At 37.8% G+C, this 24,456-nt stretch carries 14 protein-coding genes; 1 reads left to right on the top strand and 13 read right to left on the bottom strand.

Annotation, left to right across the window (positions count from 1 at the left end):
* Positions 1-18 precede the first annotated feature (18 nt).
* Positions 19-3,177 (top strand): UvrD-helicase domain-containing protein, encoded by a 3,159-nt coding sequence (locus tag QGN23_RS13100; protein WP_396127328.1) that lies wholly within the window; start codon positions 19-21, stop codon positions 3,175-3,177.
* Positions 3,178-3,243: 66 nt separating this feature from the next.
* Here the strand turns inward: QGN23_RS13100 and QGN23_RS13095 are convergent, their stop codons facing one another.
* The 13 genes from QGN23_RS13095 to QGN23_RS13035 all read right to left on the bottom strand — a co-directional run bounded on the left by QGN23_RS13095 (position 3,244) and on the right by QGN23_RS13035 (position 24,389).
* Positions 3,244-3,753: a ferritin gene (locus QGN23_RS13095; RefSeq protein ID WP_282906404.1), complete on the bottom strand. Its 510-nt coding sequence runs from the start codon at positions 3,751-3,753 to the stop codon at positions 3,244-3,246.
* Positions 3,754-3,849: 96 nt separating this feature from the next.
* The gene (locus QGN23_RS13090; protein ID WP_282904700.1) at positions 3,850-4,263 is read right to left on the bottom strand and encodes a hypothetical protein; all 414 of its coding nucleotides are present in this window, start codon (positions 4,261-4,263) and stop codon (positions 3,850-3,852) included.
* Between the two features lie 159 nt (positions 4,264-4,422).
* Complete coding sequence (locus QGN23_RS13085; RefSeq protein WP_282904699.1) at positions 4,423-4,947, bottom strand: hypothetical protein; 525 nt, start codon at positions 4,945-4,947, stop codon at positions 4,423-4,425.
* 118 nt (positions 4,948-5,065) lie between these two features.
* Positions 5,066-6,037: a hypothetical protein gene (locus QGN23_RS13080; protein ID WP_282904698.1), complete on the bottom strand. Its 972-nt coding sequence runs from the start codon at positions 6,035-6,037 to the stop codon at positions 5,066-5,068.
* 207 nt (positions 6,038-6,244) lie between these two features.
* Positions 6,245-8,902, bottom strand: a complete 2,658-nt coding sequence (locus QGN23_RS13075; RefSeq protein ID WP_282904697.1) for a 4-alpha-glucanotransferase — start codon at positions 8,900-8,902, stop codon at positions 6,245-6,247.
* A gap of 236 nt (positions 8,903-9,138) precedes the next feature.
* Complete coding sequence (gene cysS, locus QGN23_RS13070; protein WP_282904696.1) at positions 9,139-10,605, bottom strand: cysteine--tRNA ligase; 1,467 nt, start codon at positions 10,603-10,605, stop codon at positions 9,139-9,141.
* Between the two features lie 18 nt (positions 10,606-10,623).
* Entirely contained in the window at positions 10,624-11,289 is a 666-nt protein-coding gene (gene folE, locus QGN23_RS13065) for a GTP cyclohydrolase I FolE (protein ID WP_282904695.1), read from the bottom strand.
* Positions 11,290-11,858: 569 nt separating this feature from the next.
* Positions 11,859-18,944 (bottom strand): T9SS outer membrane translocon Sov/SprA, encoded by a 7,086-nt coding sequence (sov, locus tag QGN23_RS13060; RefSeq protein WP_282904694.1) that lies wholly within the window; start codon positions 18,942-18,944, stop codon positions 11,859-11,861.
* A 3-nt stretch (positions 18,945-18,947) separates the two neighbouring features.
* On the bottom strand, positions 18,948-19,532 hold the full coding sequence (gene ruvA / locus QGN23_RS13055; RefSeq protein WP_282904693.1) for a Holliday junction branch migration protein RuvA: 585 nt from the start codon (positions 19,530-19,532) through the stop codon (positions 18,948-18,950).
* A 41-nt stretch (positions 19,533-19,573) separates the two neighbouring features.
* A complete protein-coding gene (locus QGN23_RS13050; protein ID WP_282904692.1) occupies positions 19,574-21,859 on the bottom strand; it encodes an NADP-dependent malic enzyme in 2,286 nt (761 codons plus the stop codon).
* 83 nt (positions 21,860-21,942) lie between these two features.
* Positions 21,943-22,803, bottom strand: coding sequence for a BadF/BadG/BcrA/BcrD ATPase family protein (locus tag QGN23_RS13045; protein ID WP_282904691.1), 861 nt, complete (start codon positions 22,801-22,803; stop codon positions 21,943-21,945).
* A 147-nt stretch (positions 22,804-22,950) separates the two neighbouring features.
* Complete coding sequence (locus tag QGN23_RS13040) at positions 22,951-23,187, bottom strand: NifU family protein (RefSeq protein ID WP_282904690.1); 237 nt, start codon at positions 23,185-23,187, stop codon at positions 22,951-22,953.
* 98 nt (positions 23,188-23,285) lie between these two features.
* Positions 23,286-24,389: an Mrp/NBP35 family ATP-binding protein gene (locus tag QGN23_RS13035; RefSeq protein WP_282904689.1), complete on the bottom strand. Its 1,104-nt coding sequence runs from the start codon at positions 24,387-24,389 to the stop codon at positions 23,286-23,288.
* Positions 24,390-24,456: the final 67 nt, after the last annotated feature.

Here is a 24,456-nt window from a genome sequence, read left to right as displayed (position 1 = left end):
TAAACTCAATAAAATATAATGATGCAACCCGACTATAAAGTAATCAACGCCTCTGCAGGCTCCGGAAAGACTTATGCGCTGGTTCAGAACCTGTTAGCCATCTGTTTAAAGTATCCTTCTCAAGCAGATAAAATCAGAAATATTCTGGCACTGACTTTTACCAATAAAGCAGCCAATGAAATGAAACACCGGATCATCGATTGGTTGAAAAAGTTTTCCCTGGACACTTATGAATCGAATAACGACCTCATCAATATTCAGGAGAAATTAAAAAATGAAGGTTTTACTATTCCGCTGAAAGAATTACACGAGCGTTCCAAAAAAATGCTGGATTACGTTCTTCACCACTACTCTACCCTAAATATCGGTACGATTGATAAGTTTAATTCGAAGCTGGTGAGAAGTTTCGCACAGGAACTGGGTTTAGCGCAAAACTTTAATCTGGAAATTAATGCGGAGCCGTTTCTTATCGAAGCCGTAGATAAAATGCTGGAAGATATCGGTGAAGAAAATAAAATTTCTGAAGCATTTATGGATTTCGTGAATTATACCCTGGATAATAATGACCGGATCGACCTCAACAAAACTTTGTATAATTCCGCAAAAGAATACGTGCAGGACAAGCATTATTTCCAGTTGAATGAAAACAGAGACTTTGATTGGGAAGTTTACGAAAACACGAAAATAAGTCTGCGCAAAAGCATCAAATACTTAAGGGAAAACTCCCTGGAAATCGCCGAAGAAGTAATGGTTTTGCTACAGGAAAAAGACCTGGAAATTGGTGATTTCGCTGACGGAAAAAACGGAATCGCCGGTTTTTTCGAGAAATTCCTGCATAAAAAAATTCCGCTTCTCTATGAAACTATAGAACAGGAAACTGGCAGAGAAGAGAAAATCCGAAAAGGAGCCTCTTCGAAATCCAAACATAAAGAAAGTGAAATTTTTGAAATTCTGGATCACCTTTTACAGCACCGAAAAAACATCATTAACAATCACGTTGAAGCGGAAAAGAAACAAAAAATTCTCAATGCGCTTTTACCTTTAAAAGTAAATAAAGATATTCAGGACAAATTAGCCGAAATCGAGCAGGAAAACGATTTGGTTTTACTGTCGAAATTCAATATTATGATTCATGAAAATCTTCGGAAAGAACCTACTGCATTCATTTATGAAAAAATAGGGACGAAATTTTCTCATTATTTCTTTGACGAATTCCAGGACACTTCTTTACTGCAATGGCAAAATTTTCTACCGTTAAGAGATCATGCTGTTTCACAGGAACACATGAGTTTCACCTTGGTTGGCGATCCGAAACAAAGCATTTATCGCTTTCGTGGCGGCGATTCTCAACTGATGCTGGATATCATTAATCAAAAAGAAAACTCACCCGTTAAAGCGAAAGTTGAAAACCTGGAAAACAATTACCGGAGCGCAAAAAATATTGTTGATTTCAACAATCAACTGTATCAGTATATGTCGCAGTTTACTGAAGAAGAGCATCAGGAAATCTTCGGAAACGGGTCGCAGCAGGCGGCTAAATCCGATATGGAAGGTCGGGTAAGAATTAATCTTATCGAAAATGCCAGTAAGAAAATTTTGTTTTATGAAGAGGCCTCCGAAAAAATGCGCGATGATATTGAAAACTGTTTAGCGAACGGTTACCGATTTTCAGACATCACGATTCTTTGCCGCGGAAATTTTGACATTTTCACTTTTTCTCAATTATTAGGGAATTTAAAAGTGAACTATAAAGGTGAAGAAGTTTACATCAAAACGATTTCAGAATCAGGATTAACTTTGAATTTATCGCTGACTTTATTAGCATTAACTGAGTTTTTAAAATGGGAAGAAAATCCAAAAAACTTTCAGTTTGTCGTGAAAATGCTTTATTACTTAAAGGTTTTAGGACGAATAGAAATGGAGGATTTCAGCAATGAAATCATGGAAATATTGGCTTTGAAAACGAAATCAAAAATGGAAGTCCTGATTGCAGAAAAATACGGTCTTCAACTTCAGTCAAAGGATTTGCTGCAACTGAATCTGTATAATTTCATTGAACATTTCTTACATGAATTTTCAGTAAAAGACAAAGAAACCGATTTTCTTTTCAATTATTTAGAAATGCTTTATGGGTATTCTCAAAATGCGGGTTCTACCTTAAAAGAGTTTTTGAAGTATTGGAATGAAGAAGCGAACAGTAAAACGATTCAGGCTTCTGAAAACGTCGATGCGGTTCAAATTATGACCATTCACAAATCAAAAGGTCTGGAATTCCCGGTTGTTCTGTTACCGATGAAAAATGCGGCAGGTTCTAAAAAAAGCAGCTATTGGTTTGGTACCAGTTCCGAGGAGCAGCTCAATTCTGTGAATGTGAATTTCTTCGATTCGTCGCTCGAAATTTATGATTCTGAAATCGCAGACTTTAATTATGAAAATTCTTATCAGGAGAAAATTGATCAATTCTGTTTACAATATGTGGCGACCACCAGAGCGGCAGAACAACTTTTTTTCTATATCGAACAACCTAATAAATCGGCCAACCATTTAGAGATTTACGAGTTTCTGGAAGGTAAAATCCCCAGAGACGAGGCCGGAGAACACACTTCCTCATTTGATTTATATCCTGTTTCGGATGAAAATCTGAGCAAGAAAACGGAGAAAAAAAATGCGGAATTTACAACAAAAGCCATTCATCTTACGACCGAAAAAGAGAAATATCCGGATGCGATTAAGATTGCAACACCCACGAAAAACTACCAAAACAGGGTTGAAAAAGTAAGAATGGGAATTTTCACGCATGAGGTTTTAGCTCAAATTAATACGGCAAAAGATGTGGAAAAAGTATTGGAAAGCTATCTTCTGGAAGGAACGATTACCGATGAAGAAAAATCGCAAATCAATGATCGGATTTTCAATATCATTACTCATGAAAATTACTCAAAATATTTCAAAGAGAATCAAACCGTCATTAATGAAAAAGATATTATGATTTCGGAAAACGGGACTTCAACCGTATACCGGCCGGACCGATTGATTGATACCGGAAACGGGTTTATCATCATTGATTTTAAAACCGGTGACGAGCAGGAAAAACATCAACTGCAGCTCGATGAATATCAGTTGGTTTTGGAAAAACTCGGAAAAAAGGTAATCGAATCGCAAATCGTTTATGTCTAATAAAAAAACCTGTCTCTTTAGCGAGACAGGTGTATTCATGGTAGAAAATATATTCTAAAAAATCGATTAATTCGCTGATAAAGGAGCCAAAACGCGCTGAGCTAATTCCTGATCGAAAAGATACAAAGCAGATGGGTTTTCGCAAACCATTTTGATTTTCGTTACCAATTGAGAAGCATTAGCCTCTTCTTCTACCTGTTCGGTAACAAACCATTGCAGGAAAGATACGGTTGCAAAATCGCCTTCATCATTGGCATTTTTTAAAATATTAAAAATACTTTTGGTTACTATTTTTTCGTGTTCCAAAGCTTTTACAAATATATCGGTTGCGTTTTCAAATTCATAAGGAGGCTGTTCAATTGCACCCATTCTGATTTCGGCACCTACATCGTTTAGGTAATCAAACATTTTGTCGGCGTGCAATAACTCTTCTTTACTCTGAATACGGAAATAATTGGCAATCCCATCTAAATCTCTGGCAGAAAACCAAGCAGACATTGATAAATAATATTGTGCGGCGTACTGCTCGTTGGTAATTTGGTCATTGAGCAAGTCTGCTATTTTTGTACTGATCATCATAAATTCAATTTAAACAAATATAATTAAAAATTGAACATTAAAAAAGCGGAACATGTGTTCCGCCTAACATTAAAAAATAAAATTATGAACCAGTTATTTCGCTTTCTGCATTTCCATCATTCTTTTCCCTTTCATCATTTTTCCTTCATGCTGCATTTTTTGTTTTTTATTGGCTTGCCATTTTTGGTATTGTTCCGGCGTTAAAATCTGTTTCATTTCCGCTTCGTGCTGCGCTCTCATTACGTTCATCTTCTCCATTTTGGCTTTTCTTTCCGCCTGCATTTGTGGAGCATTCTTCATTCGTTCAGCCATTTTCTTATCCTGTAAGGCTTTGATTTTAGAGACCTGAGCATCAGAAAGATTTAATTCTGACTGCATTTTTTTCAGGTGTTCTGCTCTTTTCTGTTCCATTTTCACAGGGTCCATTTGCTTCATTTTTTCTGTTTGTTGCGCCATTGCAAATGTTCCTATTGCTAAAAAGGCTGCACTTAAAATAAATTTTTTCATAGTATAATACTTTATTGGTTTGTTGCTATACATGGTTTTGATATGGTTTTTAACAGATAGTTAAACTGAAAAATCATAAACTTTTGTTAAGAAAACCACTCAATAAAAAAGGAGAACAAAATATTTGCTCCCCAGTTTTTTTTGCCAGTCGTAACTAAATTATTTATGACCTTTTCCGTGTTTATTTCCGTTATTATGATGGTTTACATTTGCTTTTCCGTGCGATTGTTTGCCGTTTTTATATTTATAGGTCCGATTAGGATTGTGCTCATTTGTAAATCGCAGCTCTTTATTGTTCTTAATATTGCTGTATTTTTTTACCTGAGCTTTTTTATGATTGTTTTTGTTCCTGTTATAAACTGCAACAGGGTTTTGTCCTTTGTAATACTTATTTTTAAATTTCACATATTTATCCTGCCCCATTATTCTTTGAATAGATGAATACCGATCTGTCCTCCACTGGTCTGGATTATTCCCATACTTATTATTCCAGGAATTGTAGTCGGTATACTGATTGTTTAACGAAAACAAATCTGATTTTTGCTGTGGGTTTAATAATAAGTTGGCTGCGACAGTCTCCCAATTTACATCGGTAATACTTCGCTGGTAATCGCTGTAAGATGCAGATTGAGAATAACCTAAAGCAAAAGCGCCTAAACTTAAAACGGTGATTAACTTTTTCATATTGATTGGTTTATATTGTTCATGAACCTCCATAACTGTGCCACAAAAACAGGTGGTATGAAAAAGAGCAGTTTCTTTCAAAACTGCTCTCCATCATTATTAACATTAAAATCTAAAATTATCGGGCTGTAAAACGCTGACCCGAGTTTCTTGAACTTGAACTTGGCGTTCTGGATTCGGTATTTTGATTTCTGCGATTTCCAGAATTACTTTCCATCTTTCTGGTAGGCGCAACATTTCCTGGGCTTTCCTGTCTGTTACCTGAATTGTTTCGAAGACCTCCATTATTTTGTCGCGGTTGCGATTCCGGTCTTACGTTGTTATTTCTAATATCAGCCTGTTGATTTCTAATTACATTATCCCCCTGATTTTTATTTTCAGGTCTAATGGAATTATTTCTGATATTATTCCCAGTGTTAATTCCATCATTTCTAAAGCCATTATCTCTGGTTCCGTTCGGCGCAACAATTTGTGCCGCTCTTTGGGTTGGCTGAAAACCTATATTCTGTCTCGGATTACTTTGATGATAGGCAACCCTGTTCACTTTATAAAGATTGATGTTGACATTTCGGTATCGGGGAACCACGTAAACATTTCTCGCATAATGTCTCCGGTTATAATTCTGATAATACACCACCGGATTGTAACCGTGATAATAATTATTCTGGAACACAACGAAAATGCTCGGCCCTAAAATTCTTTGTATCGCATAAAATCGATCGTAATACCATCTGTCTGGATTATATTGGTAATAAGAACTCCATGATGCGAAAGAAGGATAGCTGTTATTCAACATTACAATTTGTTGCACTTGCCAAGGTGACAATCTGTGCGCAGCAAAAAACTTATTCCAGTTTACATCATAAATACTTTTTCTATAGTCATTATAATAATCATAATACAAATCACTGGTATAATAATCGGCTGGATATTGATAATAATAATCATCAGGAAAATAATATTCATCTTCATTATCACCATAATTATGAATACCGGAACCGTAATTACTATTTGAATAAGTATCCGGATAATGCTGAGCGGAAACCAATGCCATCATCAACACTGATAAACCGAGTAGTATCTTTTTCATTAAAAATCTTTATATTAAATTAATCATCCAACTCATTGATTCATAGTGTTTTCATTATTTTGAGTCTGAGTCAAATTAAAAAATAAACAACTATTTCTTCACTGTTATATTGTTTGGATAGCAAAACAAAAAAGAAGTTAAACCCTAAGTCTAACTTCTCATATAAAACACTGATTACCAGTGCCTAAAATTCAAAACTGTTTTTTTTTAAATTCGATTCGTCTCCGCAATCCAACCTGCAATTTTTTGATTAAAATTATCGTGATTCAAAAGTTCCTCTACCTTCAAATGCATTCTGTATCTCCAGTAATGTGGGAAGACTGCGGGATTATTAATTCTCTCCTCGTCCATATTTGGATTCGTCAACTCTTTTTCCGTTGCCAAAAACTCCTGAATTGGAAAAATCGCTAACATGGCATTATTAAAAAGATGCTGCTTCATAATCATCTCTGCCAACTGAGGTTCCAAATTCCAGGGCGCTGTCCCATACTGACCAAGTTGTTCGTGAAAATATTTCTGCGTTAAATCCTGATCTTCGTGCCACCACTGGCGCAGCGTAGAACTGTCGTGGGAACTCGCCGTGACCACATTCATATAATCGGCGTTTTTCGGATTGTACCACGGAATATTATCCGACGGCATTCTCTGTACTTTCAGAGCGGTAATTCCCAAACGGTCCATTACCACAGGAACTGACTCTGGAACCAAGCCTAAATCCTCACCGCAAATCAACATGTCTGTCGCATTCAAAATCACCGGAAGTTTTTCCATCGCTTTTTCATACCACAAACCATCCTGCCTTTTGAAGAAATAATCGACGTATAAATCAGAAATTTTCCTTTTTTCGGCTTCGTTTAAATATTGATAAGATTCTGTTTTTTCAATATTAAATCTTGGGTGATAAACCACTTCGTTTTCACTTAATTGCTCTTTTAAGAACAGAACATTCGCGGCCAGCGAAATCAAACGTTCTTCTGACGAACCCAACGGATTTGTTTTAAAATAATCTGCTAATTTCCGTTGCGTATCAAACTCTTCTTTGAAACTATACGTCCCGTCGAAATGACTGTTCATAAAGCGGTTCCGGATTCCGTCTCTCTCTTCCCCAAAATAATCCCACAGAATCTGATCGTTGATAAATGGCTTGCAATATCGGTCTTCATTAAAAGAAATTGCTCTTGCTGAAAACTCTTCAGTTTTTACCGGAACGGCTGGATAAAAATAGCCCAGAATTCCCTGTGTTGCGCTCATCGGCATCCTCCATATTCTGAAAAAACCAAGAATATGATCAATCCGCATCGCATCGAAATATTGCTCCAAAGCTTTGAAACGGTTTTTCCACCAGCGGTAACCATCTTCTTTCATCGCTTCCCAGTTATAAGTTGGAAATTCCCAGTTTTGACCTAAATCTGTGAACTGATCCGGCGGTGCTCCGGCCTGAAAATCCATACCGAACAATTCCGGTTCTGCCCAGGCTTCTACCGAATACCGGTAAATTCCAATCGGCAAATCTCCTTTCACAGAAATCCCTAAATCATGGGTATAATCGATGGCATCTTTTAATTGTAAATGAAGTTGATACTGCACCCACGAATGCAGCATCGAAGTTTCATACTCTTTGCTTTTTGGCAGGAAAAAAGGAGCGATTTTCCCTGCAATATATTTCCTATGCGTTTTCCAGTCATTAAAGTTGGGTGTTTTATATTTATCTCTTAAAACGCAAAAAGCCGCATAAGGAATCAACCATTCTTCATTTTCTTTGATGAACTTTTTAAAGTTTCGGTCTTTTAAAATTTCTTCTTTATTGGCTTCAAAAATAATGGTAATGTATTTCCATTTTCCGGAAATCATTTGCTCGTAATCGATCAGACTTAAAGCATTCAAAGCTTCTTTTTCAACTTTAAATTCCTGAACTAAATCCTTTGATAAAGGATACTCCAATTTTTCAACCGACAAATATTGAGGATGAAGTGCGTAAACCGAAATCGCAGCGTACGGATAAGAATCCGTCCAGGTATAATTGGCAGTCGTATCATTAATCGGCAAAATCTGCAAAATGGACAGATTTGTTTTCTTCGCCCAATCTGCCAGATTTTTCAGATCCGGAAATTCTCCAACTCCGAAACCGTTTTCTGTTCTTAAAGAAAAAACCGGAACTGCTACGCCGGCTGCGTGATACATTTCATGGGATTTGAATTTGAAAAAATGATCCGCTTGAATCTGCAGGACATTTTTTTCAGTATTAGGCAGTGCCCAACGGTTATCGCCATATTCGATATCGAAAACTTCACCGGAATCGGTATCCATCAATCCATATTTGTACTGGATCATTTGATCTTGCTCAATATCCACGGCCGCTTCCCAAATCCCGAAATCAGTCTGCGACATTGGTACGGTCTTTAAATATTGCCAGTTGCCAAGTTCTTCGCAATTTCCAAGAATTACTACTTTCCAGTTTGGATGATAAACCGGTGCTTCCAGACGGAAAAGATGGGTGTGTTTTTTTAAGACGGAAATCTTTTCAGCTTTAAAGTGGCGGAGTTTATTTTTTAAGATTTTATTATTGAGGTAATTCTCGGGGAAATTTTTAGCATTCCAGAAATCACAAATAACGAACTCGTCGTAGTTATGAGGGAAATTCAAGTGATGCAAAGAAAATTCCTCATCCAGAATTACCCCTTTATTATCGATCAACTGATATTTATAGGAAATCGATTTTGAAAAATAATCCAGTTCGGCAGACCAGTTTCCGTTATCGGTGTATTGTAAAGGATGAATTTTTTCTTCAGCTCCGTGTTCAGAAACGCAAACTTGCAGATTCTCACCTACTTTCGTTCGGAAATTGATATTAAGATATAGTTTCATGAAAATTATTCTTTAGTGCCTGCAATTTAGGAAATTTTTGCTGAATTACTGATTAAAAAAGGTTTGTATAGATTTTCTTAAACAGAGCTTACAGGCTGAAAACCATTAAGTTACAAGAACAACTTGTAAACATGCTATAAATCATTAAAAATGAAGGAAATGAAATTTGTCAAATGAAAAAAACCTTCCGAATTTTCGAAAGGTTTACTATTTAAATATGGCGGTAAATTAATTACCTACGAAATCGAATAAGTCGTTCCTTCTCTTCCGTCTTTCAGTTCAATTCCTTCTGCAAGCAAACGATCGCGGATCTGGTCAGAAAGGTCAAAGTTTTTGGATTTTCTGGCTTGATTTCTTAAGTCGATTAAAACCTGTAAAGTCTGGTCTAATTTCTCATTATTGTTTTCTTCGATATTCTGCAAACCGAGAACATCAAATACAAAATCATTCATCAATGTTTTTAATTCCTGCAAATCATTTTCGGTAATGGTTTCTTTTCCATCCTTTAATTTAAAGATGAAATTTACGGCTTCAAAAAGATGTGCAATCAGGATCGGCGAATTGAAATCGTCAGTTAAAGCAGCGTAGCATTTTTCTTTCCAGGCTTTTACATCAAAACTTGAAACCTCTGTAGTCGGAAAATCATTATTTGAAGGCACTTTCAAGGCTTCCATTAAACGCTGGAATCCTTTTTCACTGGCAACCATCGCTTCATTGGAAATATCTAAAACACTTCTGTAATGCGCCTGCATAAAATTGAAACGCACAATCGTAGGATGAAAAGCTTTTTCAAAGAAATCATTTTTGCCGGAAACCAGTTCCATAGGCAGAATATAATTTCCGGTGGATTTACTCATTCTTTGGCCGTTCATGGTCAGCATATTGGCGTGCATCCAGTAATTCACCGGTTCTGTTCCGTTGCATGCTTTTCCCTGCGCGACTTCACATTCGTGGTGCGGGAATTTCAAATCCATTCCGCCGCCGTGAATATCGAATTTTTCACCGAGATATTTGGTTGACATCGCGGTACATTCCAAATGCCAGCCGGGAAAACCTTCGCCCCAAGGGGAGTTCCAGCGCATAATATGGGCAGGTGAAGCGGCTTTCCAAAGGGCAAAATCCTGTGGGTTTTTCTTTTCATTCTGACCATCCAGATCTCTGGTATTGGCAAAAAGTTCTTCAATATTTCTACGGGAAAGTTCACCGTAATTTAAACCGCGTTTATTGTATTCTAAAACATCGAAATAAACGGAGCCATTGCTTTCATAAGCAAATCCTTTCTCGATTAATTTCTGAGCCAATTCAATCTGTTCTAAAATATGCCCGGTTGCGGTAGGCTCAATCGTTGGAGGAAGAAGATTAAACACTTCTAAAACTTTATGAAAATCGACCGTATATTTCTGTACAATTTCCATCGGCTCCAGTTTTTCCAAACGGGATTGTTTGACGAAACGGTCATTATCAACATCTCCGTCATCGGTTAAATGTCCTGCATCGGTAATATTCCGAACGTAGCGAACTTTGTAACCCAAATGAGCCAAAGACCGGTAAATAAAATCGAAAGACATGAAGGTCCGTACATTTCCCAAATGCACATTGCTGTAAACGGTCGGTCCACAAACGTACATCCCGACATTATTATCGTGAATAGGTGTGAATATTTCTTTTTCGCCGGAAAGGGAGTTGTATATTTTTAAAGTCATTTTTTGTGAAATTTGATGTTAATCCAAATTCGAACGATTTCCCACATAATGCAGGAATTCCTGCCGGGTAATCGGATTGGTTCTGAAAAGGCCACTGAGCTCTGCAGTAGTGGTTGAACTTGCGGTATCTTTTATACCGCGACAATTCACGCACAGATGTTTCGCTTCGATGATACAGGCAACATCATTCGTACCAAGCGCTTTCTTTAAAGCATCTACAATCTGCATGGTTAACCGTTCCTGGACCTGTGGGCGTTTTGCATAATAATCTACAACTCTGTTGATCTTCGAAAGACCGATCACCTCGCCATTCGAAATATAAGCAACATGCGCTCTGCCAATAATCGGTAGAAAGTGATGTTCGCAGAACGAATAGACGGTAATGTCTTTTTCGACCAACATTTGGCGGTACTTGTATTTATTTGAAAAAGTAGAAATCCGTGGATTATTTTCCGGAAGAAGACCGCCAAAAATTTCATTTACATACATCTTTGCAACTCTTTTGGGAGAATCTTTCAGGGAATCATCGGTCATATCCATTCCTAAAGTTTCCATAATCTGATGGAAATGGTTTTGGATAATTTCAATTTTTTCTTCGGTAGATTTTTCAAAAGCGTCAGGTCGCAAAGGAGTATGCTCCTTTCCGATAAATACATCGTCATCGTTATCGATATTTTGATTCATAGGTTTGTATTATGAATAGCAAAATTAAGGATTTAATTTCTGTTTTCGCGAGGTTGGAAAATCTTAAGTGAGAAAATAGTGAATATCTGAAAGATGAGATTTTTTTAATACAAGGGCGTAAAAGATAATAAAAAATGTTTCTGAAGCATTGCGGGCGCAAAAGCGTTTCTGAAGAAAAATTATTTTAAATGTCAATTCTATAACCTGTAAAAACCATTAATACTATTAAAACTTTGAGAAACAATAATTTAACCATTTAGGAATTAGGATTAATTAAGAAAAATATAAAAAACTTATGGAGCATAGTATTACTATTTGTTTGAAAAATTCTTAATTCTCCTTAATTTTTAATGGTAGACTTTTAACATGTTGAAATTATAGCATTTAATAATGAAATTGATATTTTAAAATAATGGTGTAAACAATAATAAAAATTAATTGTACAAAATACCGCGTACAATGGCGCTTTGCTTCACAATACCTTTAAATGTAATTCAAGAACGATTTTAATTGTAAACAAAAAAACTCAGAATTGAAATCCTGAGTTTTAATTTTAGTTTTACAATTGATTAGAAACCGCTGCTTCCACCGAAGGTAAATGTTGCCGTTAAACCTGCCCGCACCGTTGAAAGTGGGAAGGCGGTCGAAATTTTATATTTCGTCATCAACTGATCGTAGAAAAATCTGATATTAAAATTCTGAGACATATTATAATCTGCAGATAATTTAACGCTCATCAATTTCTGTCCTCCAGTGATCTGCGAATCATCCTGTAAAATATTGGTGATTCTGGTTTGGCTGTCTCTTAAAGAGAAATCTCCACGGATATTTAAATCACTTTTAATGGTTTTTTCTTTTCCTTTGAAGTTCATCTTCATTTTTAAATCTTTCAGAATATATCCAAATCCAAGAATGTATTCTTTGCCCATATCTTCCGTTAAAGTATGGTTTACCAATCCCAGCATCAATAAGCGGTCAACATTATATTGTGCGCGGAACTGCATGTTGTTTCTCATCGTAACATCGGCTCCGATTAATGGTGCAAACGCTTCTACATAACCGACCTGAGAGAAAGTGTAAGGATTATAAATATCACCAAACGCATCTCTGTCCGAAGCTCCGTTCTTCTGAACATTAAAATAATCAATACTCGACTGAATTCCCGACGCTGTATAGGTAGAAGTATAACCGTGAAGAAGATCAAACTTAGAAAACTGACTGTTGACCAACGGGATGTTTTTCAAACCAGAATAAATTACTCTCCAGTTTGGAAGTGGGAAGCCTGATTTCTTCGGATTGGTTAGTGGTCCATTTGGTGTTTTTCCTTCGACCGCCGCTTGGAAAGCCGGCACTAAAACGTAGGCATTGGCTAAGGAATGTCCATCTGTAAATCCATTAGCATCAAGAGTACCACCCATTTGCTGGGAGATAATTCTTGCATTCGAAATGATATTATCATAAATATTTTTACCATCGGTAAATGAAGTTCCGAAAGTCCACGCTGTTCTGGAATAGGTAATCATATCTGTTCCGAAGGCAAAATCATGATTCGGATAGTCTAAGTTTTGTCTTACGTTGTAGCCTGACTGCGTGAAATTACTGGTGTAATTTTTTAAGAAATTAATGTCAATTCTAAATTCATTCACCGGCACGATCTGCACATTCGCCAGGAAATTCTGGTTTTTCATCTGCATGTACGGATCGGTCATATAATCTGAATCAGAAATCCAGCCCCGCTCCAAAACTGTTCTGCGGATATCTGCCTGTGAGCCTAAAAGAAAACCGTAAGTTGGTCCGCCGAGAGTTTGTCCGTAACCGTACCAATTGGGCGCAGAAAGCAATCCCGGCAACACGGTACCATTATTTTCATTATAAGAAACATCCATCTGCTTGATTGAAGTTAATGCATAAGCAATACTCTGCATCGGATTCAGTTTATTTTTGAATTTATAACTTTTGAATGTTTTTTTCTGATTGGTCTTTTGCCAAGCCAGATTGTACACATTATTCAGGGAATCGATTTCCTGTTTGCGCTTCTGCATTTTGGAACTGATGTTTTGGAAATACTTAAATTTTCCAAAGAATTTCGGCACATCAACGGAGGAAGTCGCAATGATATTACTGGTATTTTGACCAATGCTACCCAAACTTTCTGCACGGTTGGTTTCCGGATTTACGAAATTGGTCATCACGGTACTTCTGGCATTCCAGTTATAGGTAAAACCGTAGCCCAATTCAGCATTAATAAAATCTAAATAAGGCAAATATTCAAACGGCAATCTGTAATTCAGCTGAACACGGTGGTTGTATAAAACAGGGCGGCCTGCTCTGAAAGGATCAGCAAAAATCGATTTGTTGTTCATTTTATAAACACTCAGATTGTCATTTAAAGTTCGCATAGAAGAATTAATTTCCAACTTCAGTGATTTGGTAAAATTAAATCCTAAACCATATTGCCAGCCGAAATAGAAGTTTCTGTTTCTAATGACATCAAAGTCCTGACCGGCATTTCCGCCAAGAACAGCATCGATATTTCTGAACTCCAATTCGTTATAATTACGGTCGATTTCTGTTCTGAAAGATAATCTCGTAGGAACCGGATTAATGTTTACTTCTTTCAGCCATCTTAAATATTTATAAGATTTTGCAGTGTCACTTACCATTTTATTGAACGGTCTGATGACAAATGGCTTGAAAGAATAGTTATAATCTGCGTATCCTCTCAAATATTGTCTGTAATTCTTTTTCGTATAAACATCCCGGTAATAATCGTCATTATAAATCGCAGTTACCGACACGTTTTCTACGTCGTAGAACTTCGCTTTCTTATTTGGATTCATCCGGTCTTTACGCATATTCACCACGCCCAAACTTCTTTGTTGCGTATAAGTTCTGGCCACTTTTTTCAGTTCTTCCCGGTTTGGTGCATTTTCGAAAGTCACATCATTATCCAGTGGATTATACTTCGGATCTTCGATCGTTTGCGTGTAAGAATAGTTTACCGGAATTTTCATACCTGCTTTTTCCGGCAAGAATTTATCAACATTTACCGTAGCGTTAATGCTATACGCAGAATGTTCCGCCTGCGATCTTTCAGAAGGTTTTTCTGCAATTCCACCGAAACCGATTGTTGAATAAGAAGCATTCGCATTGACTAAAGCAAAATCTCCGAGGTTGAAATTCACGCTTGCATTTCCGGCATAACCGCCTTTATTTTCAATTTCTGAGAGACGGATTTCATCTACCCATAAAACCACTTCTTTATTAATCAGGGTATTTTTATTTCGAACTCCCAGCATAATCGTGGTCACATTTCCTAAACTTGGGCGACCTTTGATATAGATTTTTTTGTTAGGATCCTGCGAGCCATATTCCACATCTTCACGACGGATATCTATTCCCGATGGGAAATTCTGATCTCTTCTTAATTTCGCCTCCACAAAATTCTGAATGGCAAGATTCACTGTATTTTCAGATGGCCAAATTTCCAGTGGCGATCTTGCGTTTTTAGAGGTGTATTTTAAAGATGCTTCGTATTCATAATAGTTATCAGTAGCATCGCTTCCGAAACGGATAAAGAATTTTGCATCTTCATCATAGTCCGATGAATTCACATTTTTCAAATCTTCTGCGTGAACGAATAATTCTAAATTCTTATAACGGCGCATATCCAATGCCACATTTTTGAAAACTCCACGGGAAGAATTTTTCTCCAATGGCTGCGCTTTCATATATAATGACGCTTCGTTTTGTCTTTGTGCACCTGCATTTCCGCTGAGAATCTGTCTTTCGATTCCGGGAGGAAGTACATAAGGAGGTTCGTTTAAACCATTTTCTTCTAAATTTACACTTCCAACATCCAAATTCTGATCAGTCACAAAATTAGTTCCTTCATCGTTATCGGTTGTATTGGTTGCAATATTTTTGGTGTATTTTCTCCAGTCACTTCTCACCAAATCCAAGGTTCCGAAACGAATGGTTGAAGCCTGGTCAAATCCTGTCAATAACATTCTGGCATAACGGACATTATTTAAAATAGAAGCATCTGCCTCGCCACCAATACTTGACGGATCAAACTGCGCCACAGGAACACGGAATAAAAACCACTTGTTTTTTCCGGTTTGCCCGTTCTGGAATTTAGCTTCTACTTCCTTGACATCAACAATGAAATTCTCGCCCAGCACCATCTTATTCTTGTCAAGTTCAATGGTATATTGGTTATAATTTTCATTTTGATCTAAATTATAATCCCGGTTGATGTCCTCGGCATCCGGCATTTGAGTGGCAACTTCCAAAGTATTGCTTTTCGAATTTCCTTCCGGTCCACGGAAATATTTATAGCGCTCCGTTAAAGAAGACGCTTGATTTCCCTGAAATTTATCCGACAGATAAAACACGAAATCATCGGAAGCAGGATCCATAACATTGGTCACCGGATTCACAAAATTTGTTCCGAATTTCGCTGCTTCACCTTCAGCATCTAAACCATCATATCCTAAATCCTGTGCCGCTCTATCTTCATTTTCTGAGGAGAAAGCGTAAAGAACAGGAAACTGACTGGGCTGAACTCCCCAATTGGTAGTCGTGGTATTTGCCGGAGTGCTCGGCGTAGGCAATCCGTTTTCGTACATCAGTTTACCGTCTTTCAAAACATCTTCAGAAACATTTCCTAAATGTAAAAGTAATTTCGGATTGGTTCCCAAAGGATTTCCATCAGCATGCGGATCCATCATCCAGAATTCTACATACTCAATATTGGAATTCACGAAATTAGAAACCGAAACCGGTCTCATTAAACCTGCCCATCTTTCTTTTGTTGTTTCTATATTTTTATTGATGTTATAAGGCCCTCTTTCATTGGGAAAATAACTGATATCAAAGGTATTGGTGTATAATTGCTCCCCCGCCACGAAATCCCTGCTGTTGTACAATTCCGACATTTGCACGCGTCGTGAAGCGTGATTAGAAACCGCAGCCGCATTAATTCCGTTCGGAGCTTTCCCGCCAATTCCGTAAAATCTCGGGTCGATGTTATACCAGGTTAATAATCCCCTACCGTTTCCGGAAGCAAGATTATCATTTAATCCTCCATTTAAAAAGAAAGGTTCAGGATTTTTTTCCGGCTTTGAAGCCAAGCTCCACATCGCCGGTTCTTTCAGTGAGATCTTGGAAGTACTTTGTTCGAAATCATCGATATATGACTGGTCGCCAATTCCTTTATTCTGTCCCGGAATTAAATAAGCACCTTCTGCAAGGAAACTCAAATTCGACGGCGCTTCTGTATTTATAAAAGGAATTTTATCGGTTAATCTGGTTAAAAACGGCAATTCATTATTATATAAAATATTGAATCCTGCCATGGTATTATTCACCGCTTCCTGGCCAAAGTTTACTTTCTGAGTTAATGGAGTTTCGGCATAATTAACAACAGTTGCACCTGCGGTAAGGTGTTCATTGAATTTTCTTTCCAGGTTTAAACCTAAAAATCTTTTTCTTTGGGTATTAAAAATCAATTGATTTTCCAGAGAAATACTTACCGCCTGGCCGGATTGTTTCACCGTTTCATTAATAATGTTTACCGATCCCAACATGTAATCTACCGTATAGTCCACCCCTTCCTGAAGCTGAACACCGTTGGCAGAAACTTTTACAGAACCTTGCGGAACATTGATCGCGCCAAGAGAAATACCGGAACCCTGAGTTCCTTTAAACCGACCTTCCATCGTGTAACGCAGCGCCAAATTGCTTTGAGAAGCTACCTGTTTCTGTTGGTCGTATAATTCATTAAAAACAAATTTAGGATCACTTGTTCCCAAAACATTTTGCAGATAGGCACCGAAAGGTTTTGCTTTGGTGAAAATCACTTTTCCATTTTCAGGATCCACCGTTATTCCCGGCACGAAGTCGAAAATACCGTCTCCGGTTTCTCCGCCACCTTCCTGTAAATCGTTATTCATATTCAAACGGTCCCAGTTGAATAATTTCAAAAGGTTAGGATTAATCTGCGTTGTTGGGGAATTCACAGTTGTTGGCAGATAATTTACTTTTCCGCCATTTTGTGGATCACGGTAATACACATTTAATAAAAATCCGTCCGGATTGATTTGATTGGTATTTAATGGATAAATATTCTTCATCATCAAATCCCACATTGGCGAAGTGGTTTTTACGGTACTGTTTGGTTTCAAAACTTTGGTTATCAAAACCGGACTTTCTTCTGAAAACTCTCCGACTTTGTACACCTTATTATCTCCATTCAACGTAAAACTGTAAGAAACTGCCAGAAGCTGGTTGTCATTTAATCTTTGGTTAAGCGACATATATCCCAACTGCGGATTAAATGTAAATTCGTTTGGATTTAATTTCCGGGCTTTTCTGTTGAAAATATATTGCTCTCCGTCAGAATATGCTTCCGGCGAACCGTTTGCATTGGGAAAAAGCTGACCTTTGATGATGTTTCCATAATCTGTTCCTGCATCCCTCGGAATCCCGATAGCAGTGGAAATACTTTGATATAAATTATTTTGAGAATTATCCGGATAACCGGAAATCCCTTCACCTAAATCCCGAATTCCCAAAATCCCTTTTTGATCCTGAAGGCTTCCTGAACCCTGGTCCAAAACCCAGGCTTCAATTCTGGTAATGCTGATTCTTGAATTGATCTGTGGATAATTCAGAAGTGCTTTGTCGTAATTATTTAAGAAATAATGGTCTAAATAATAATGCTGATTATCTTCATAATCAATTGCATTTAATTTAAAGGAATTCATTACGCCGCCACCTTGCGCGATGATGGTCCGTGCCTCACCCTGCTGTTGGGAAAACACCAAAGTTCCGTACGTTTTGCCTAACTGAAATTCGGTCTTTAAACCAAACAAAGATTCTGACCCGCGAATTAAATTGGTAGAAAGCGGCATATTAACATTTCCGAATTCTACTCTTTTTATAATTTTATCTTCGCCGCCTGTGGTTTTATCGGTAAGACCTTTTGACTGTAAATCTTTCCAAGATCCTTTTGCCTGCCACACCAGATTCATTCTGTTCTCAAAAGCGAAACCACTTTGGGTATCATAGTTGGCTTTAAGCTGCAGGTTTTCACCAACTTTACCGATTAATCCCATTTGGATTCTCTGCTGGATATCAACAGCGAAATTGGTTCTGTTTTGAGGTAAAATTAAAGGATTGTCGATTTTTTGGTAAAGGCCGCCGATATCGAACGAGGCGAAACCTTGCGGAATAATCTCGATTTTATTACCACCGAATAAACTCTCGAAAATCTTATTTTTAATATCAACACTTGGGAGCAATCCTTTTTTAATGGCTTCGGTTTGGTCTTTTCTATAACCTAAAGCATTTGTTGCAGATTTTTCTTTGTAATATTCACTCAACTGATTCTTGAGCATGTACTGATGATATTCCGCAGAGGTCATGGACATGGGATTTCCGACGACCGTATTTCCGATTTTTGGATAGAGAATATACATTCCGCTTGACACATCGTAAAATGCATCATATCGCATCGGGTTGGGCAAAGAAAAATCTGTCCTAACTGATGAACTGTCGGTCGGCTTCTCTTGAGCAAAACTGCTTACAAAAGAGAAACACGTCAAAATAAAAACTAAAAATCTATACTGAAAAAAACTATTCTTCTCCAAATGTTAAATATTTTTTAAAATTTGCTTCACCAGATCTTCTACCCGAAGATCAGGATTCTGCTTTAGAATTCGGTCTGCAATTTTCTCACTCATCTTCTTGGAAATGCCCAAAACCTCTAATGCAGATAACGATTCTTCTTTCACTTTATTATTCACATATATAGAAATATTTTCATCGGAAATGCTGAATTTTTGGACTTTGTCTCTCAAGTCGACCACGATTCTTTCCGCAGTTTTAACACCGATTCCTTTTACTTTTTGCAACAGGGCACTATTGTTTGAAAGGATGCCTGCCGCAATCTCTGTAAGGGACAAAGAAGAAAGCATAATCAGGGCAGAAACCGGCCCCACTCCATTAACACTTATTAACAGATTAAACATTTCTTTCTCTAAAATTGTGTTAAAACCGAAAAGCAGATTGGCGTCCTCCCGGATAATCTGTTGAATGTTTAAAAATGTTTCTTTTCCTAACACTAATTTCTCGGAAGTTTGCAAACTGACCCCAACCAAATACCCAACTCCCTGTACATCAATAACAATGGAAGTTGGATTAAGTTGTTGAACAATTCCTTTTAAAGAATAAATCATTTTGTGTTTTTTATACTGAAGTTTATAGTTTTGATATAAATTTATTTCTTTTCTCTCATCTGGGCATCCAGCACAGCAATGGTCGCCAGATTCACAATTTCATCTACACTTGCGCGCATCTGCAATACGTGAACCGGTTGTTTCAGTCCCATTAAAATAGGTCCTACTACCTGCGCCACTTTCATGCCGCGGATAATTTTGTAGGAAAGATTCGCGCTTTCAAGATTCGGGAAAACAAAGACATTCGCCGGTGTAGTTCCTAATTTCGAGAACGGATAATCTGAAAGATGATCAGCATCCATCGCAAAATCGGGCTGAATTTCTCCGTCTACAATCATGTTCGGGAATTTTTCATGAAGCATGGAAACCGCTTTCGCTACTTTTTTCGACGTTTCGGAAATCCCTGCAAAGTTTTCAAAAGAAAGCATCGCAATTCTTGGTTCAATAGCAAAAGATTTCACCACCATTTCCGACATTTTAGCAATGTTCACCAAATCTTCAGAGGTAGGATTCTGAATGATCGAAGTATCGGCAAAGAAAATAGGTTTTTTCTCGGTGAGAATCATCATCATCGACGCCACTTTGTCCACGCCTTTTTCTTTTTCAATCACCTCCAGCACGGGTCTCAGCGTAGAAGAATAGTTTTTGGAGAACCCAACAATCAGCGCATCGGTATCACCGTTTCTCAGCATCAAAGGGCCGAAATAATCTCTCTGGCGGACATATCTTTTGGCTTTATATTCGTTCATGCCTTTTCTCTGGCGGAGTTTCCAAAGGTCATCCCGGTATATTTTACGGTTTTCTTCCTGATCGTCATCTGCAGGATCCACAATCGGAACGTTAAGTTCAATCCCGAATTTCTTCATCTGCTTCTGGATGTATTTTTTATCACCCAACAGAATCGGCTGTGCAATTCCTTCTTCATAAAGAATCTGCGCCGCTTTCAGCACGTTGTATTCTTCTGCATTTCCAAGGGTAACTCTTTTTGGATTGGCTTTTGCACGGTTCTGCATCATTCGGATGAGTTTTTCGTCACGGCCCATTCTGTCGAGAAGCGTATTTTCGTATTCGTCGAAATCTTCAATCGGTTTGCCTGCGATTCCACTGTCCATGGCGGCTTGGGCTACTGCTTTTGAAACTCTTGTAATCAATCGGTTATCAAAAGGTTTTGGAATGAAATATTCTCGGCCGAAACTCAAATTCTTTAAATTATAGGTTAGAACTACCGCTTCAGGAACGGGTTCTTTGGCCAGATTTGCAATGGCATGAACTGCCGCCAGTTTCATAGCTTCATTAATTCCGGTTGCCTGAACATCCAGCGCACCACGGAAAATATACGGAAAACCAAGAACGTTATTCACCTGGTTAGGATAATCGCTTCTTCCGGTCGCCATGATGGTGTCTTTTCTGGTTTCCATGGCCAAATCGTATTCGATTTCAGGGTTTGGATTTGCCAACCCGAAAACTACAGGATTGTCTGCCATGGTCAAAAGCATTTCTGCCGTCATGACATCTGCTTTGGAAAGTCCGATGAAAACGTCTGCGCCTTTTAATGCATCTGCTAAGGTTTCGATTTCGGTATTGGCTACAAAATCAATTTTTTCCGGAGTTAAATTTTCTCTTTTGTGATTGATGACTCCTTTGGAATCGCACATCAACACATTTTCTTTTTTCAGTCCGAGTTCCAGATAGAGTTTGGTACAGGCAATTGCGGCAGCTCCAGCACCATTAACAACTACTTTTACCTCCCCTATATTTTTCCCCGCGATTTCAAGGGCATTTAATAATGCCGCCGCAGAAATAATCGCAGTTCCGTGCTGATCATCGTGCATCAACGGAATATTGAGTTCTTCTTTTAATCTCTGTTCGATGTAAAATGCTTCCGGAGCCTTGATGTCTTCCAGATTGATTCCTCCAAATGTTGGGGCAATTCCTTTAACGATTTCGATGAATTTATCAGGATCTTTTTCATCAATTTCAATATCAAAAACATTGATGTCGGCAAAGATTTTAAACAAAAGCCCTTTTCCTTCCATCACCGGTTTTGAAGCTTCTGCACCGATATCTCCCAATCCCAAAACAGCCGTTCCGTTTGAGATTACCGCTACTAAATTTCCTTTCCCGGTGTATTCGTAAGCTAATTTTGGATCTCTTTCAATTTCCAAACAAGGGATAGCGACTCCGGGAGAATAAGCAAGGGACAAATCTCTTTGTGAAGTATGTGGTTTGGAAGGAACTACTTCAATTTTTCCTTTTGGTTCAACGCTATGATAATCAAGTGCTGCCTGGTTAAAGTTTTTTTCGTCTCTATTATTTTTACTGGACATAATATATTGATTTTATATAAAGGTACGAAACCTCTATTGATGTATGTTTTAAATAGTTTCTTTTAATACTGTTTGTAGAAAAATCAGTGGAGGTTTAAGATGTATTTCTTATGATAACCGACCAGGCTTTCTATCGGTTTCTGAACCACTTTTCCGATGGTTAAATTAAGTTCGGCAGCGGCGGCGCGCAGAATATCTTCATAAATATAAGCGATATAGCCAATGAAATTTATTTCGATTTCTCCCGATTCCGGATAAGGCAAAACCTGGTAATCGAGAAAATTTTTCATTTCATCGAAAACCATATTTTGAAAATAAGGATGGCTTTTATGGTCAGCAATAAATTTATTAAATTCTCCCAGGTACGCATTTGCCCGAGGATTATGGTACATCATTCTGATGGCCTCTTCAATCGTCAGATGATAAGTTTTATTAAACTCGCGCTCTAAATCCGCCGGCAGTTTTTTCATAAAAAAACGACGCAGCAAATGTTTTCCTAAAGCACTTCCGCTTCCTTCATCACCAATTAAAAATCCGAGGGAAGGCAAATCTACCCTAATTTTTTCGCCATCGAAGAAGCAGGAATTAGAACCGGTTCCCAAAATGCAAACGATTGCTGGCTTACCATTGTAGGCGGCATAAGCAGCCGCAGTTAAATCTTCTTTAATCCGAACCTCTGCCTGCGGAAAAGCTTTTGCAAACTCACTTTCCACCTTCTTAACATTGGCGGGAGTTCCACAACCTGACCCATAAAAAAACACTTTCTCGATGTGATTTTTTACAAAGAACAAGTCTTGGTTTCTATCGATTTCCTGGCCGATAAAATCGGGATTTATAATATTGGGATTAAAGCCCAAAGTTGTTGTTTTCAAATGAGGTTTCCCTGCGTTATCGAGGATCACCCAATCACATTTGGTAGAACCGCCGTCTATTATGGCAATCATATACTAATTCGTTTAATCTGCTAAAATATTAATTTAATTTCAAATCCATTTTACATTTAAAGAAATAATTGAATGTCTTGCTGTGAAAAGCACTTCAAATAAAAAACGGACAAAAGTCCGTTTCCCAATTGTATCAAATCTTTAAAATTACTCTATTGCCAACACTTCCAGAATTTCCGGAGCAAATTGTTTTACAGTGGTCTCCACGCCCAACTTCATGGTAGAAAAACTCATTGGGCAACCGTTACAGTTCCCATGAAGCTTCACCAAAACGGTTTGTCCCTGTACATCGATGAGTTCGATATCTCCGCCATCTTTATTCAGAAACGGACGAATACTTTCGAGGGCATCCATCACTTTGGTTACTGTTTCTTCGTGTTTCATTTCTTTGTTCATCGTTTTAAATCATGATTTGTTATTGTAAACCACCCGTCAAAAAAAATTCTTAAATTTTTTTTTTTGACACTCCGAATTATAGTTTCCTATTTTTTAGGAGAACAACCTGCCATGGTTGTGATTTTTACTGCTTCCGTCGCGGGAAGGTTTTTATTTCTTTCGACCAGACTTTCAATCATATTCTGAGTGGTCTTCTTATAAATTCCAGAAATCAGCGAGCCTTCCTGCAAAGCAGCAGGTCTGCCAACATCACCCGCTTCACGGATACTTTGAATTAAAGGAATTTCTCCTAACACAGGAATTCCTAAATCTTCTGCTAAATATTGTGCTCCTTGATTTCCGAAAATATAATATTTATTATCTGGTAATTCTTCGGGGGTAAAATACGCCATATTTTCGATTAAACCTAAAACCGGAATATTAATGCTTTCCATTTGGAACATTGCGATTCCTTTTCTCACGTCGGCAAGCGCAACATGTTGTGGTGTACTTACGATAACCGCTCCTGTTACCGGCACTTCCTGGATAATAGACAAGTGAATATCGCCTGTTCCCGGAGGCAAATCGATTAAAAGGAAATCTAATTCTCCCCAAGCTGCATCACGAATCATTTGATTCAAAGCTTTAGAGGCCATTGGCCCACGCCAAACTACGGCTTGGTTAGCTCCTGAGAAATAGCCAATAGACAACATTTTGACGCCGTAATTTTCAACGGGTTTCATTAAATTTTTACCGTCAATTTCTACCGAGATTGGTTTTGCGCCTTCCGTATCAAACATCGTCGGAACAGATGGTCCGTAAATATCGGCATCTAAGATCCCAACTTTGAAACCCATTTGTGCTAAAGTTACCGCGATGTTTGCTGCAACCGTAGATTTCCCAACACCACCTTTACCGGAAGCAATTGCGATAATATTTTGAATGCCTTTAATCTGCTTTCCTTTGATCTGACTTTGTTGAATTTCGGACGGTTCCGGAGAAGCGATTTTTAATTTCAAAATGATTTCTTCTCCAAATTCAGAAGCAAAGGCCTGTTTCATGGCAGCTTCTAATTTTTTCTTTTCGTGCATTGCAGGTGAATGCGCTGTCATATCGATATATACATCATTCCCCATAACCTGGAAATTCTGAACCAAATCATCTACTTCTATTTCTTTCAGAAACGCCTGAACTTTATCTTTTGTCAACATAATTCTATATAATAAATTGAATGTCAAATTTACGGAATTTTTGCTATTTAGAATCAATAAAAGTTAT

The organism is Chryseobacterium gotjawalense (assembly GCF_030012525.1).
Classification (GTDB): domain Bacteria; phylum Bacteroidota; class Bacteroidia; order Flavobacteriales; family Weeksellaceae; genus Kaistella; species Kaistella gotjawalense.
Note: the sequence above shows the minus strand (reverse complement) of the source record. Positions and strands in the feature narration are given on the sequence as shown.

Coding starts and splice junctions, on each gene's coding strand:
- folE (WP_282904695.1), bottom strand. CDS start 11,289: ATGAATCAAAATATCGATAACGATGACGATGTATTTATCGGAAAGGAG.
- QGN23_RS13075 (WP_282904697.1), bottom strand. CDS start 8,902: ATGAAACTATATCTTAATATCAATTTCCGAACGAAAGTAGGTGAGAAT.
- QGN23_RS13045 (WP_282904691.1), bottom strand. CDS start 22,803: ATGATTGCCATAATAGACGGCGGTTCTACCAAATGTGATTGGGTGATC.
- QGN23_RS13085 (WP_282904699.1), bottom strand. CDS start 4,947: ATGAAAAAGTTAATCACCGTTTTAAGTTTAGGCGCTTTTGCTTTAGGT.
- ruvA (WP_282904693.1), bottom strand. CDS start 19,532: ATGATTTATTCTTTAAAAGGAATTGTTCAACAACTTAATCCAACTTCC.
- QGN23_RS13050 (WP_282904692.1), bottom strand. CDS start 21,859: ATGTCCAGTAAAAATAATAGAGACGAAAAAAACTTTAACCAGGCAGCA.
- QGN23_RS13100 (WP_396127328.1), top strand. CDS start 19: ATGATGCAACCCGACTATAAAGTAATCAACGCCTCTGCAGGCTCCGGA.
- QGN23_RS13090 (WP_282904700.1), bottom strand. CDS start 4,263: ATGAAAAAATTTATTTTAAGTGCAGCCTTTTTAGCAATAGGAACATTT.
- QGN23_RS13035 (WP_282904689.1), bottom strand. CDS start 24,389: ATGTTGACAAAAGATAAAGTTCAGGCGTTTCTGAAAGAAATAGAAGTA.
- cysS (WP_282904696.1), bottom strand. CDS start 10,605: ATGACTTTAAAAATATACAACTCCCTTTCCGGCGAAAAAGAAATATTC.
- QGN23_RS13040 (WP_282904690.1), bottom strand. CDS start 23,187: ATGAAACACGAAGAAACAGTAACCAAAGTGATGGATGCCCTCGAAAGT.
- QGN23_RS13080 (WP_282904698.1), bottom strand. CDS start 6,037: ATGAAAAAGATACTACTCGGTTTATCAGTGTTGATGATGGCATTGGTT.
- QGN23_RS13095 (WP_282906404.1), bottom strand. CDS start 3,753: ATGATCAGTACAAAAATAGCAGACTTGCTCAATGACCAAATTACCAAC.